This is a genomic window from Clostridium muellerianum (assembly GCF_012926525.1).
Taxonomy (GTDB): Bacteria; Bacillota; Clostridia; order Clostridiales; family Clostridiaceae; genus Clostridium_AM; species Clostridium_AM muellerianum.
Genome location: NZ_JABBNI010000010.1, coordinates 1 through 13,389 on the forward strand (window position 1 = coordinate 1; position 13,389 = coordinate 13,389).

Genomic DNA, 13,389 nt, shown 5'->3' on the forward strand with positions numbered 1-13,389 from the left:
TCTGTACTCAAATTATTGACGTTAAACTTATTAGTTTAACTAATACTGGCTTATTTAAAATAAGATTTAAATCTTACTTTCACTCTGTTTAATTTTCAAGGATCTTGTCGCATCTCAGCGACTTTTACATCTTATCATGTTTGCTTAGTTTTGTCAAGAACTTTTTTTAAGTTCTTTTTTTTAACAATCACACGACTTTTATATTATATCATGTAATTTCAAACTTGTCAAACATTGAATTGATTAATTTAAATTGTCGTATTTGCTAACGACAAGTGATATTTTATCAAATTTAACACCTTTTTATTAACAAAATCTACTGATTGTATTGAAATATCCTAACTTTACTATGCATTTCTTTATTTTTAAAGCTTTTTCTCATATTGACACACGTGGTTTGGTTTATTTAAAACTGTGAGATAAACCATTGTTAACTAAAACTTTTATTATATAAAAAATAAGTGAGAAGTACTTACTCCTCACTTATTTTTAAAATTTATTCACCTTTTATTTCTTCATCATCTTTTTCTAAATCAATTTTTTCTACATTTTCATCATAATTAATTTTAGCAATAGCAACTACCTTTTGTTCATCACCTGTTCTCATTAAAGTAACACCCATTGCATTTCTACTAGTTGTAGATATATCTGATACATTAAGTCTTATAGCTACATTACTGCTATTTACAAGCATCATTTCATCTTCATCTTTTACTAATCTTGCTCCAACTATTAACCCTGTTTTTTCTGATACCTTATAGGTTATCATACCTTTTCCGCCTCTTCTATGAGGTGTATATTCTGATACAGGTGTTCTTTTTCCAAATCCATTTTCACTTATAACTAAAACATCCTGTCCTTCACATACAATATCCATAGCAACTGCTATATCTTCTTCCCTTAGAGTTATAGCTTTAACACCAGTAGCAGTTCTTCCCATAGGTCTTACATCTTTTTCATTAAACCTAATAGCATAACCATTTTTAGTAAACACAAGTATTTCACTCTCACCTGTAGTCATCCTAACACCTATAAGTTCATCATCTTCTCGTAAGTTTATTGCATTTAAACCATTTTTTCTTATAGATGAATATTGACTAACTTGAGTTTTCTTAATTAGGCCTCGTTTTGTACCCATTATAAAATAGTTGCTTTCATTAAATTCTTTAAAAGTTATAACTGCCTGTATTTTTTCATTTGGTTCTATAGGTAGTAAGTTTATTAAGTTCATTCCTTTAGCTGTTCTACCAGCATCAGGTAACTCATAGCCTTTTAATTTATAAACCCTACCTCTATTAGTAAAGAATAATATATTGTTATGATTGGATGTAATAAACATATGCTCTACAAAATCATCTTCTTTTGTAGTCATTGCCTGTATTCCTTTTCCACCTCTTTTTTGAGCAGAATACGTATCTGCTGCTATTCTTTTTATATATCCAGCATGAGTTAATGTTATAACTACTTCCTGCTCCTGTATTAAATCTTCAATATTTATATCGTTGATATTTTTCTCTATTTCAGTTCTTCTATCATCGCCATATTTATTCTTTATTTCAATAAGTTCTTCTTTTATTATACTTAGAAGTAATTCTTCTCTTTCTAATATATCCTTCAAATGAGCTATAGCTTTTTCCAATTCGTTATATTCATTTTCAATTTTTTCTCTTTCTAAACCTGTAAGTCTCTGAAGCCTCATATCCAATATAGCTTGAGCTTGCTTTTCAGAAAGATTAAAGTTTGTCATAAGTCCATTTTTAGCTTCTTCTCCATTTTTAGAAGACCTTATAATATTTATAATCTGATCTATATGATCAAGCGCTATTCTTAAACCCTCTAAAATATGAGCACGAGCTAAAGCCTTATCTAAATCAAATTTAGTTCTTCTTCTTATTATTTCTTTTTGGAAATCTAAATAATGTACAAGAACTTGTTTTAAATTTAATACTTCTGGTTTGTTATTTACAAGTGCAATCATTATAATACCAAATGTATCTTGCATTTTAGTATGTTTATAAAGTTGATTTAAAATTACATTAGGGTTAGCATCTCTTTTTAACTCTACTACAATTCTCATACCTTCCCTATCTGATTCATCCCTAATGTCTGAAATACCCTCTATTTTCTTTTCTTTAACTAAATCAGCTATACTTTCTATAAGCTTAGATTTATTTACTTGATAAGGTATTTCACTTACAACTATTCTATGTCTGCCTTTCTCTTCTTCAATATCAGTTTTAGCCCTTACAATAACTTTTCCTCTTCCTGTTTCATAAGCAGATCTTATTCCTGATGTTCCAAGTATTATACCCGCTGTTGGAAAATCAGGTCCTTTTATTTCTGTCATTAATTCCGTTATTGTAATTTCAGGATTGTCTATAAGCATTTCTATACCATTTATAACTTCTGTTAAATTATGAGGAGGAATATTAGTTGCCATACCCACAGCTATACCTGCAGATCCATTAACAAGTAAATTAGGAAATCTTGATGGTACTACTGATGGTTCTTGCTCTTCTCCATCAAAATTAGGAACGAAATCTACTGTGTTTTTATTTATGTCTCTTAACATTTCAAGAGTTATTTTATTCATCTTAGCTTCTGTGTATCTCATAGCTGCTGCACTATCCCCATCTACAGAACCAAAATTTCCGTGTCCATTTACTAATGTATATCTTATAGAAAAATCCTGTGCTAATCTAACTAAAGCATCATAAACAGCTGTATCACCATGTGGATGGTATTTACCTAAAACATCTCCTACTATTCTAGCACATTTTCTATATCCCTTATCAGGAGTCAGTCCTAGCTCATGCATGGAATAGAGAATTCTTCTATGTACAGGTTTCAATCCATCACGTACATCAGGTAATGCACGCCCTACGATAACACTCATAGCATAATCTATATAACACTTTTTCATTTCATGGCTTATGTCTACTGGTAAAATCTTTCCTTCATTAAACATCAATTACACCTCTTTATTATATGTCTAGGTTTATAACCTTTTCCGCATTTTCTTGTATGAACTCTCTGCGCGGCTCTACCTTATCACCCATAAGTATAGTGAAAATCTCATCAGCTACCATAGCATCCTCTACTGTTACTTGAAGTAAGATCCTTTCTTCTGGATTCATTGTAGTATCCCAAAGTTGTGTGGCATCCATTTCTCCAAGACCTTTATACCTTTGGATATTTGTATTATTATCTTTTCCGCCCATATCCCCAAGTAATTTTTCCAATTCTTTATCAGTATAGGCATAATATTCTTTTTTGCCTTTAGCAAGCTTATAAAGCGGTGGTTGAGCTATATATACATGTCCTTGCTCTACTAGTTCTTTCATGTATCTATAAAAAAATGTAAGTAATAATGTTCTTATATGCGCACCATCTACATCGGCATCTGTCATTATAATTATTCTATCATATCTTATTTTTTCAACATCAAAATCTTTACCTATTCCTGCACCAAAAGCTGTTATCATAGCTCTTATTTCTTCATATCCTAAAATTTTATCTAACCTTTGCTTTTCAACGTTCATTATTTTTCCTTTTAAAGGTAATATAGCTTGAGTTTTTCTGTCTCTTCCTTGTTTTGCTGAACCACCTGCAGAATCACCCTCAACTAAATATATTTCGCATTCCTTAGGGTCCTTAGAAGAACAATCTGCAAGTTTACCTGGTAAAGATGTATTTTCAAGTATTGATTTACGTCTTGTTAACTCTCTAGCCTTCCTAGCTGCTTCTCTAGCACGTGATGCCATTAATGACTTGTCAAGTATAGCCTTTGCTATCTGTGGATTTTCCTGAAGAAATGAACTTACTCCATCACCTACTACACTATCAACTACTCCTCTAATTTCACTGTTACCAAGCTTTGTTTTAGTCTGACCTTCAAATTGGGGATCGATAAGCTTTACTGATATAACTGCTGTAAGTCCTTCCCTTATGTCTTCTCCAGATAAATTTTTGTCATTTTCTTTTAAAATACCAAATTTCTTCGCATAATCATTGAAAACTCTTGTTAATGCAGACTTAAATCCTGCTAAATGTGTTCCACCTTCTACTGTATCTATATTATTTGCAAAAGAAAATATATTTTCTGTATATCCATCATTATATTGAATAGAAATTTCAACAGAACAATCTTCTCTATTTCCTTCAACATATATCGGCTCTTTATTAACTATTTGTTTGTTTCTATTTAAATAATTTACAAAGGATTTTATTCCTCCTTCGTAGTGAAATACTTCAGATTTATCTGTTCTTTCATCACTTAAAATTATTTTTATATTTTTATTTAAAAATGATAATTCTCTCAATCTTTGAGCTAATGTATCATAATCATAGTCTACTTCTTCAAAGATTTCATTATCTGGCTTGAAGTGAATTTTAGTTCCATGTTCTTCACTGTCACCTATTGTTTCAAGACCTGTTTTAGTTTTTCCTCTTTCAAATACCTGTCTCCATATATGTCCTTCTCTTTTAACTTCAACTTCGCATAATTCTGAAAGGGCATTTACAACAGAAGCTCCTACACCATGGAGTCCCCCTGAGACTTTGTATCCACCGCCTCCAAATTTTCCACCTGCATGAAGTACTGTCATTATAACTTCAACAGTAGGTTTCTTCATTTTAGGATGCATGCCAACAGGCATTCCCCTACCATCATCAATAACAGTAATTGAGTTATCATTGTGTATAGTAACCTCTATATTTTTGCAAAATCCTGCTAAAGCTTCATCTATACTGTTATCTACTATTTCGTAAACTAAGTGATGAAGACCCCTCGCACTTGTGCTTCCTATATACATTCCTGGTCTTTTTCTTACTGCTTCTAATCCTTCTAATACCTGTATCTGACTTTCATCATAAATTTGTTTTTTTTGTTCTGACATACCTATCCTCCTATCTTAAGGCTCATAATATAAAGTTTCTGATCTTTTTGTTAACGTAGATGAAGAAATAGGTGATAAATAAACTTTACTTTTTTTATCAACTTCAGCTATAATAAAGGATTTTGGTTTATCATTTGTAATCCTTTGAACAAAGCCATCTTCTTCAGCCATTCTTAAAAATTGAATAGTATCAGAACTATACATTGAGTTTTCCACATCAAATATGCCAATTATATCTTTTATTGGAACTACTATATTTTCACCTAAGTGTAAAAACATAAGACACTCTCCTTTCAAACTCTATTTACAAAACCTTTTTCAACCATAAACAATTGAGAATCTTCTTTTAAATTATTTTTTATATCTTCAATACCAGTGCAGGTTATAAATGTCTGTATATTATTAATAGAATTTAGTATATATTTTTGCCTATTACAATCAAGTTCAGACAAAACATCATCTAATAAAAGAATAGGATATTCTCCTATAGTTTCTTTTATTATTTCTAAAGAAGCAAATTTAATAGTTAAAACTGAAGTCCTTTGCTGTCCCTGTGAACCATAACTTCTAGCATCTATACCATTTATCTTTATATCAAAATCATCTCTATGAGGTCCAAAAGCAGTAATTCTTTTTTCAAAGTCTTTTAATCTATTACTTTTTAATAAATTTAAAATTTCCTGCTGGGAATCATCTATGTTTTTTACACCTGTTATATAATTGAATTCTATATTTTCAGAACCTGAAGTCATTCTTTTATGTATTATTATACCCTTTTCTGTAAGCTTTTTTACATACTTACTTCTAGTTTCAACTATATATGCTCCATACTTTGCTAATTGTTCATCATATACTTGAAGCATATCTAAATCTTGTTTATTCCATTTTTTTAAAATTACATTTCTTTCATTTAAAACTTTATTATACTGAACAAGATTGAAATAATACTTTTTGCTTAGTTTACACAGTTCCATATCTAGGAATTTTCGTCTGTATGATGGAGACTCTTTAACTATTTTTAAATCTTCAGGTGAAAACATAACTACGTTAAAAACTCCCATAAGATCAGATATTTTATTTACTTTAATAGAATTTATATTTATCCCTTTTTTACCTTCTTTAAAAATCTTTATTTCTATTTTTTTATCTATTCTATGTTTTGCAACATATAATTTTATATATGCTTCCTTACCATTCCAATTTATAAGTTCTTTATCCTTATTTGTTCTGGTAGATTTTCCGATACTGCAGTAATATATGCTCTCTAAAATATTAGTTTTTCCTTGAGCGTTATTTCCTATAAAAACATTTATGTTTCTATTTAATTCTATATTTAGTTCATTATAGTTCCTAAAATTAATAAGTTGTAAATATTTTATATACATACAAACACACCCAACATAATTATACCATACTATAGTCAATGCACAATTAACATTAAAATATTGTTAAGTAATAATTATAAATTACTTTATGTGCCAATGTAAATTAAATTATTTTATAAATTTCATTGTTATATTCTATAATATCTCCCTTTATAAGTTTTTTTCCTCTTCTGGTTTCAACTTGGTTATTTACTTTAACCAAACCATCTTGTATGAACATCTTTGCTTCAGAACCTAAAGTTACAGCTCCACACCATTTTAAAAAAGAATCTAATTTTATGATATCAGTATTTATTTCTATTTCCTTCATAATCAATTTCCTCACTTTAATTAATTGTTTAATAATCTTACAGGTAATACAAGATATGTGCAATTATTTTCATCCTTATTTTTTATAATGCACGGACTTACGCTGCTTGATAGTTCCATAACTACTTCATCTTCTTCCATTATTTTTAAAACGTCAATAAGGTATTTTGAATTAAATGCAATTTCAAGATGATCTCCTTGCAAAATTATATTAACCTCTTCTCTCACCATTCCTAATTGAGAATTTGAAGTTATTACCATTGTATCATCTTCTACATTTAATTTAATAAGGTTTGTGTTTCCATCCTTACCCATTAATGATGCTCTTTCTATGGAATTAAGCAATTCCCCTCTTTTAGCAATAATTTTTAAATTATATTCTTCTGGAATTATGGAAGAATATTTTATAAATTCACCTTCTAAGAGTCTTGATATAATTTTAGTTTCTGCAATACTAAATAAAATGTGATTAGGTGTAAATGTTATATTAACATTTTCATCATTTTCTTCTAATATTTTAGATACTTCACTTAAAGTTTTCCCGGGAATTACTGCACTTATAACATTATCTGTATCTAAATTTTCAGATTTTAACGCAAGTCTGTATCCATCAAGAGCCACTAAATTTAACTTTTTATTGTTTATTTCAAATAATATACCTGTAAGTATAGGTCTAGTTTCATCTTGAGCCGTAGCAAATATAGTTCCTCTTATCATACTTTTTAATATATTTTGAGGTATACTAAATATCATATTTTCATTTATATTTGGAAGTTCAGGAAAATCTTCTGGCTTCATATGAATAAGAGTAAATCTAGATTTATTACATATTATTTCTATAGAGTTATTTTCTATAGTAGATATATGTATTGTATCATTATCAAGTTTTCTTATTATTTCTCCAAATATCTTTGCATCTATAACTATAGTTCCTTCTTCAATTACATCTGCTTTTATTTTTGTTTGAATACTTAAATCTATATCGGATCCTGTTAGGATTAGTTCATTTTTATTTGTTTTTATTAATATTCCGTTTAAAATAGGTAAATTAGATTTTCCAGTAACAGCTTTTTGTACTGTGGATATACCTTCTTGTAATATTGATTTTTCACATGTAAATTTCATAATAAAGAGCCTCCTTATTCACAATAAATTTTTAATATATTATAGATTAGATAATTAAATTATTTAGTAGTAATAGTAGTAGGGGCTGTGAATATGTTGATAACGTCTATAAACGTTCATAAACCTGAAAAATTAAGAAAAAATAATTGTGGATAAGTAAGCCAACAATTATTGACTTTATCCACATAATTAAATAAATAAATAATATTGTTTTGTTATCCACAAGATATTACTTAATAAATATAAACAGTTGTTTATACTTACTTTTGATTTATTCTTTTTGTAAGGTCATTAACTGAATTTTGAAGACTTTCGTCAACTTTTAAGTTTCCGGATATTTTTTCATAAGCATGTATTACAGTGGTATGATCCCTTCCACCAAATTCCTCGCCAATTTTAGGAAGAGACATGTCTGTGAGCTTTCGACATAAATACATAGCAATTTGTCTAGGAAAAGCAACATTCCTAGTTCTTCTAGAAGATTTAAAATCATCGACCTTAAGGTTAAAATAATTAGCAACTACATCTTGTATTAAATCTATAGTTACTTGTTTTGATTGTTTGCTAGATATTATGTCCTTTAAAGCTTCTGCAGCTAAATCTACGCTAATTTCTTTGTTAGTTAGAGAAGAAAAAGCTACTATTCTAATAAGTGCTCCTTCTAATTCCCTTATATTTGATTTTATTTTTGTAGCTATATATACCATAACTTCATTTGGTATATTTAAGTTTTCTACATCAGCTTTCTTTTTTAGTATAGCCATTCTAGTCTCGAAATCAGGAGCTTGTATATCTGCAATAAGTCCCCATTCAAATCTAGAACGAAGTCTATCTTCAAGTGTAGGAATTTCTTTTGGTGGTCTATCACTTGAAAGAATTATTTGTTTACTTGCATCATGTAGTGCATTAAATGTATGGAAAAATTCTTCTTGAGTTCTTTCTTTACCTGCTATGAATTGAATATCATCTATTAGGAGAACATCAATATTTCTATATTTATTTCTAAAATCAACATTTTTATCATCTTTAATTGAATTTATAAGTTCGTTTGTAAATTTTTCTGATGATACGTAAACTACTTTAGAGTTTGGATTATTTTCTAATATATAATGACCTATAGCATGCATTAAGTGAGTTTTTCCAAGACCAACCCCTCCATAAATAAAAAGAGGATTATAAGCTTTAGCTGGAGCTTCTGCTACAGCTAAAGATGCAGCATGAGCAAATCTATTACTATTACCTATTACAAATGAATCAAAAGTATATTTTGGATTTAGCATGGTTGACATTTCGTCATTAACATTTATATGTGTTTTAATATCTTTTGATTTTTGTTTTGGTTCCTCTGAAGATAGGGCCTCTTCAGAAACTATAGAAAATTCAACATTATACTTTTTTGAAGTAATGAGCTTTAATGCATTTACTATTAAATCTTTGTATCTAGTATTTAGTATTCCGCGAGTAAAATCATTAGGAACACTTAAATGCAAAATATTATTTTCTATAGATATCGGGGTAATACTTTTTATCCAAGTATTAAAACTTACTTCAGTAAGCTCACCTTTTATTATATTTAATGTTTTTTCCCATATTTCTTTTAAATGGGCATTCATTTTGTATCCTCCAGTCTTAAATAAAAAATAGAATTAACAATTTATAAACACTATTATAAACACCATTATATTTTCTTGACAAATGTTTATAAAAATATTCACATGTTAATAAAATTGTTTATGTTTTTATAAATTAAAAAGTTATTAACATAAATTAAAAAATAAATATGAATGTTATAAACAGTGAATAATATTAAGAAATTAGTCAAAAATATGAAAAGCAAAGATACTTTTCATATTAATAGAAACAAGTTATGCACAATTTTATACACAGCTGTGCATAAGTATTGAAAAAATTAAGTTATACACAGTTCTCTATTAATAATATCAAAACATAGCAACCTATTCAAGAAGTTATCCACAAAAAGAAATAAAAAAGTGTCACAGGGTGTTTTTAATTCTTTTACTTAACAGAATTTATGTTGACATTGTAACTTCATGAATATATAATTTAATAGTGAAACTTTAAACGTGGTAATAAGTTGACAATTAGCTTTAAAGTGAATAATCCTCATAGGCTTAGAGTGAGTTTTAGAGGGTCATATAACTTACTTAAAAGGGGGTGTAGTTAGGATGTTCATGACTTATCAACCAAAAAAGAAACAAAGAAAAAGAGAGCATGGCTTCAGAAAAAGAATGAGTACTTCAGCAGGAAGAAACGTTCTTAAAAGAAGAAGACTAAAAGGTAGAAAAAGATTAACAGCATAAGGGCCGCTTTTGTGGCCTTTTTCTGCAATTGCAGAAAAAAAGGAGCAAGGTAAATGAAGGACCATAAGGTAAGAAAGAATACAGAATTTAGGTTTATATATAGGAGAGGAAAATCTTTTTCTAATCATTTGCTAGTATTGTACATATACAAAAATAGAAAAGATATAAATAGATTAGGGATATCAGTGAGTAAAAAGGTAGGTAAGAGCGTTACTAGAAATAGGGTTAAAAGGCTAATTAAAGAAGGCTATAGATTAAATAATAGTGAATTAATAACAGGATATGATTTAGTTTTTATAGCTAGAAGCAATGCTAGTGAAAAGAATTATGATCAAATAAGTGATGCTATTAAAAATCTTTTAAAAAGGGCAGGGTTGTATAATTAATGAAAGGATTTTTAATTTTTTTTATTAAGTTATATAAAAAGTATATATCTCCTTTAAAAGGACCTTGTTGTAGATTTTATCCAACATGTTCACAGTATGCTTTAGACGCTTTAGAAAAGCATGGTGTATTAAAAGGTGGATTTATGGCTATAAAGAGAATATTAAGGTGTAATCCTTTTAATAAAGGTGGATATGATCCAGTTAAATAAATCGTCGGGAGGTTTATATTTTGCAACATTTAAATAATGCATTTGTTCAATTTTTTGAATTAGTACATCAAGGAGTTTCAGGAGTAATTCCTAATCAGAATATTTCTTATGGTGTAGCGATTATTTTAGTTACACTTATAATTAGAATTATATTGTTGCCGTTAAATATAAAACAAACTAAATCTTCTTTAGTTATGAGTGAATTGCAACCGGAAACAAAAAGAATACAGGAAAAATATAAAAATGATCCACAAAAAGCTCAACAAGAGATGATGAAGCTTTATAAGGAAAAAGGAGCTAGCCCACTTAGTGGATGTTTACCAATGCTTATTCAATGGCCAATATTTATAGCACTTTATTATGTATTTAATAACTTGCACGGTATAAGTGGAGTTCATTTCTTATGGATAAGTGATTTAGCAAAACCTGATAGTAAATTTATTCTACCTGTTTTGTCCGGTTTAACTACATATTTTTCTGGAGCTTTAATGATGATGTCAGGAGATAGTGCTCAAGCAAAACAGACAACTACAATGAATGTAGGTATGTCTATATTTATGGTGTTTATTAGCTGGCGTTTAAAATCAGCTTTAGTATTATATTGGGTAGTAAACAATTTGATTCAAGTAGCACAGACATTAGTTATGAAGAAAGTTGATAAAAACAAAGGCAATATTAAAGCCTAGGGGGTGACCTGTATATGAAGGTTATGGAAATGACGGGAAGAACTGTTGAAGAAGCTTTGAAAATTGCTTTAAGTGAATTAAAGGTTACAGAAGATAAGGTAGAAGTAGAGGTTTTGGATTCTGGGAAAAAAGGTTTTTTTAATATAGGTTCCAGACCTGCGAAAATAAAAGTAACAGTTAAAAGAGATTATATGTATGAGGCTAAAGCTTTTCTAAGAGATGTGTTAGATTCTATGAAAGTCAAAGCTGAAATAAGAACAAAAGAAGAGGGTAATGTAATAAAAGTATCTTTGACAGGTCCTAATATGGGTATACTTATAGGATATAGAGGCGAAACTTTAGATTCTCTGCAATATCTTATAAGCCTTGTAGTCAACAAGGGACATGATACTGAATACAAAAGAGTAATTTTAGATACTGAGAATTATAGATTAAAGCGAGAAGAAACTTTAAAAAGACTTGCAAGAAGAATAGCAGATAAAGTTAGGAAGACTGGAAAGGCTGTAAAGTTGGAGCCGATGAATCCTTATGAAAGAAGAATAATTCATTCTGCGCTTCAAGATGACGTTTTAGTGGATACCTATAGCGAAGGTGAAGAACCTTTTAGAAGAGTTGTAGTGGATTTAAAGAAAGCCTAATGGCTTTCTTTTTGCTTTACTAGTAAATTTAAATAAGGAGTGAAATGATGAAAGAATTTGATACTATAGCAGCAATAAGTACGGTTTTAGGTGAAGGTGGAATATCTATCATAAGAGTTTCAGGAGATAAAGCGTTAAAAATGGTAAGTAGTTTATTTAAAGGACCTAATGATAGAAAATTAGATGATATAAAACCATATACTATTAGATATGGTTTTATTATAGAGAAAGATACTGGTGATACTTTAGATGAAGTTTTAGTAAGCTATATGAAAGCTCCTAGAAGTTTTACGGCTGAAGATACAATTGAAATAAATTGTCATGGTGGAGTAGTCGCTACTAAAAAAGTATTAGAAGAAGTAATTAAGAGTGGGGCTAGGTTAGCAGAGCCTGGAGAATTTACGAAACGAGCATTTTTAAATGGAAGAATTGATTTAAGTCAAGCTGAAGCTGTTATTGATATAATTAGAGCTAAAACTGAACTTGCAATGAAATCAGCAGTGGCTCAGTCTAAAGGAAAAGTTTCCGAGAAAATAAATTTAGTAAGAAATAATCTTTTAGAAATTGTTGCTCATATAGAAGCCACAGTGGATTATCCAGAAGATGATTTGGAAGAAGTAACTGCAGATAAAGTTTCAACACAGTTAAAAAGTGTGGTTGAAGATATGGATAACATATTAAAAACTTCGGAAGAAGGTAAAATAATTAGAGAAGGTCTTAATACTGTTATTGTAGGTAAACCTAATGTGGGAAAATCTTCACTTTTAAATTCTCTTTTAAGAGAAAAAAGAGCTATAGTTACTGAAATACCAGGAACTACAAGGGACGTAATAGAAGAATATATAAATATAGATGGTGTAGCTGTAAAAATAGTAGATACTGCAGGAATTAGAGAAACTGAAGATTTTGTGGAGAAAATCGGTGTTGAAAAATCTAAAGAAAAGATAAATGAAGCTGATTTAGTTATATTAATGTTAGATTTGAGTAGAAAATTAGATAATGAGGATATCGAAATTATAGATTATATAAAAGATAAAAAATATATAATTTTGTTAAATAAAAGTGATTTAGGTGGTAAAATAAATAAAGGAGATATAAAAAATCTTAATTCAAATTATATAATAGAAACCTCAGCTAAAACAGGAGAAGGTATAGATAAACTTAAAGAATGTATAAAGGAATTGTTTTTTAATGGAGAAGTTATATCAAAAGATATACTTATAACTAATACAAGACATAAAGAAGCTTTAATAAAAGCTAAGGAAAGCTGTATTCAAGCTTTAGATGCATTAAAAAATACATCAGCTATAGATTTAGCATCTATAGATATAAGAAATGCCTGGATGAGTTTAGGTGAGATAACTGGAGATACGTTAGAAGAAGATATAATAAATAAAATATTTTCGGAATTTTGTTTAGGAAAGTAGGAAAA

General features: G+C 28.9%; 13 protein-coding genes. 6 read left to right on the top strand and 7 right to left on the bottom strand.

Going from position 1 to position 13,389, the window contains the following annotated elements; all coding sequences use genetic code 11:
* Positions 1 to 496 precede the first annotated feature (496 nt).
* The 7 genes from gyrA to dnaA all read right to left on the bottom strand — a co-directional run bounded on the left by gyrA (position 497) and on the right by dnaA (position 9,330).
* Complete coding sequence (gene gyrA, locus HBE96_RS04830) at positions 497 to 2,968, bottom strand: DNA gyrase subunit A (RefSeq protein WP_169296633.1); 2,472 nt, start codon at positions 2,966 to 2,968, stop codon at positions 497 to 499.
* 16 nt (positions 2,969 to 2,984) lie between these two features.
* On the bottom strand, positions 2,985 to 4,898 hold the full coding sequence (gyrB, locus tag HBE96_RS04835) for a DNA topoisomerase (ATP-hydrolyzing) subunit B (protein WP_169296634.1): 1,914 nt from the start codon (positions 4,896 to 4,898) through the stop codon (positions 2,985 to 2,987).
* Positions 4,899 to 4,913: 15 nt separating this feature from the next.
* Positions 4,914 to 5,177, bottom strand: a complete 264-nt coding sequence (remB, locus tag HBE96_RS04840; protein WP_169296635.1) for an extracellular matrix regulator RemB — start codon at positions 5,175 to 5,177, stop codon at positions 4,914 to 4,916.
* Between the two features lie 14 nt (positions 5,178 to 5,191).
* Entirely contained in the window at positions 5,192 to 6,283 is a 1,092-nt protein-coding gene (gene recF, locus HBE96_RS04845; RefSeq protein WP_169296636.1) for a DNA replication/repair protein RecF, read from the bottom strand.
* Between the two features lie 103 nt (positions 6,284 to 6,386).
* Positions 6,387 to 6,593, bottom strand: a complete 207-nt coding sequence (gene yaaA / locus HBE96_RS04850; protein ID WP_169296637.1) for a S4 domain-containing protein YaaA — start codon at positions 6,591 to 6,593, stop codon at positions 6,387 to 6,389.
* A 20-nt stretch (positions 6,594 to 6,613) separates the two neighbouring features.
* Complete coding sequence (gene dnaN / locus HBE96_RS04855; protein ID WP_169296638.1) at positions 6,614 to 7,717, bottom strand: DNA polymerase III subunit beta; 1,104 nt, start codon at positions 7,715 to 7,717, stop codon at positions 6,614 to 6,616.
* 260 nt (positions 7,718 to 7,977) lie between these two features.
* Positions 7,978 to 9,330 (bottom strand): chromosomal replication initiator protein DnaA, encoded by a 1,353-nt coding sequence (gene dnaA / locus HBE96_RS04860; protein ID WP_169296639.1) that lies wholly within the window; start codon positions 9,328 to 9,330, stop codon positions 7,978 to 7,980.
* A gap of 573 nt (positions 9,331 to 9,903) precedes the next feature.
* Here dnaA and rpmH point away from each other — a divergent pair.
* Genes rpmH through mnmE form a run of 6 tightly spaced genes read left to right on the top strand, consistent with a single transcriptional unit; the run spans position 9,904 to position 13,384 of the window.
* Positions 9,904 to 10,038, top strand: coding sequence for a 50S ribosomal protein L34 (gene rpmH / locus HBE96_RS04865; protein WP_169296640.1), 135 nt, complete (start codon positions 9,904 to 9,906; stop codon positions 10,036 to 10,038).
* Positions 10,039 to 10,091: 53 nt separating this feature from the next.
* The gene (gene rnpA / locus HBE96_RS04870) at positions 10,092 to 10,424 is read left to right on the top strand and encodes a ribonuclease P protein component (protein ID WP_169296641.1); all 333 of its coding nucleotides are present in this window, start codon (positions 10,092 to 10,094) and stop codon (positions 10,422 to 10,424) included.
* Entirely contained in the window at positions 10,424 to 10,633 is a 210-nt protein-coding gene (gene yidD / locus HBE96_RS04875; protein WP_169296642.1) for a membrane protein insertion efficiency factor YidD, read from the top strand. Before rnpA ends, yidD begins: the two co-directional genes overlap by 1 nt.
* A 20-nt stretch (positions 10,634 to 10,653) precedes the next feature.
* Positions 10,654 to 11,319, top strand: coding sequence for a membrane protein insertase YidC (locus HBE96_RS04880; protein WP_169296643.1), 666 nt, complete (start codon positions 10,654 to 10,656; stop codon positions 11,317 to 11,319).
* A gap of 14 nt (positions 11,320 to 11,333) precedes the next feature.
* Positions 11,334 to 11,957, top strand: a complete 624-nt coding sequence (jag, locus tag HBE96_RS04885) for an RNA-binding cell elongation regulator Jag/EloR (protein ID WP_169296644.1) — start codon at positions 11,334 to 11,336, stop codon at positions 11,955 to 11,957.
* Between the two features lie 47 nt (positions 11,958 to 12,004).
* A complete protein-coding gene (gene mnmE / locus HBE96_RS04890; RefSeq protein WP_169296645.1) occupies positions 12,005 to 13,384 on the top strand; it encodes a tRNA uridine-5-carboxymethylaminomethyl(34) synthesis GTPase MnmE in 1,380 nt (459 codons plus the stop codon).
* The last annotated feature ends 5 nt before the right edge of the window (positions 13,385 to 13,389 follow it).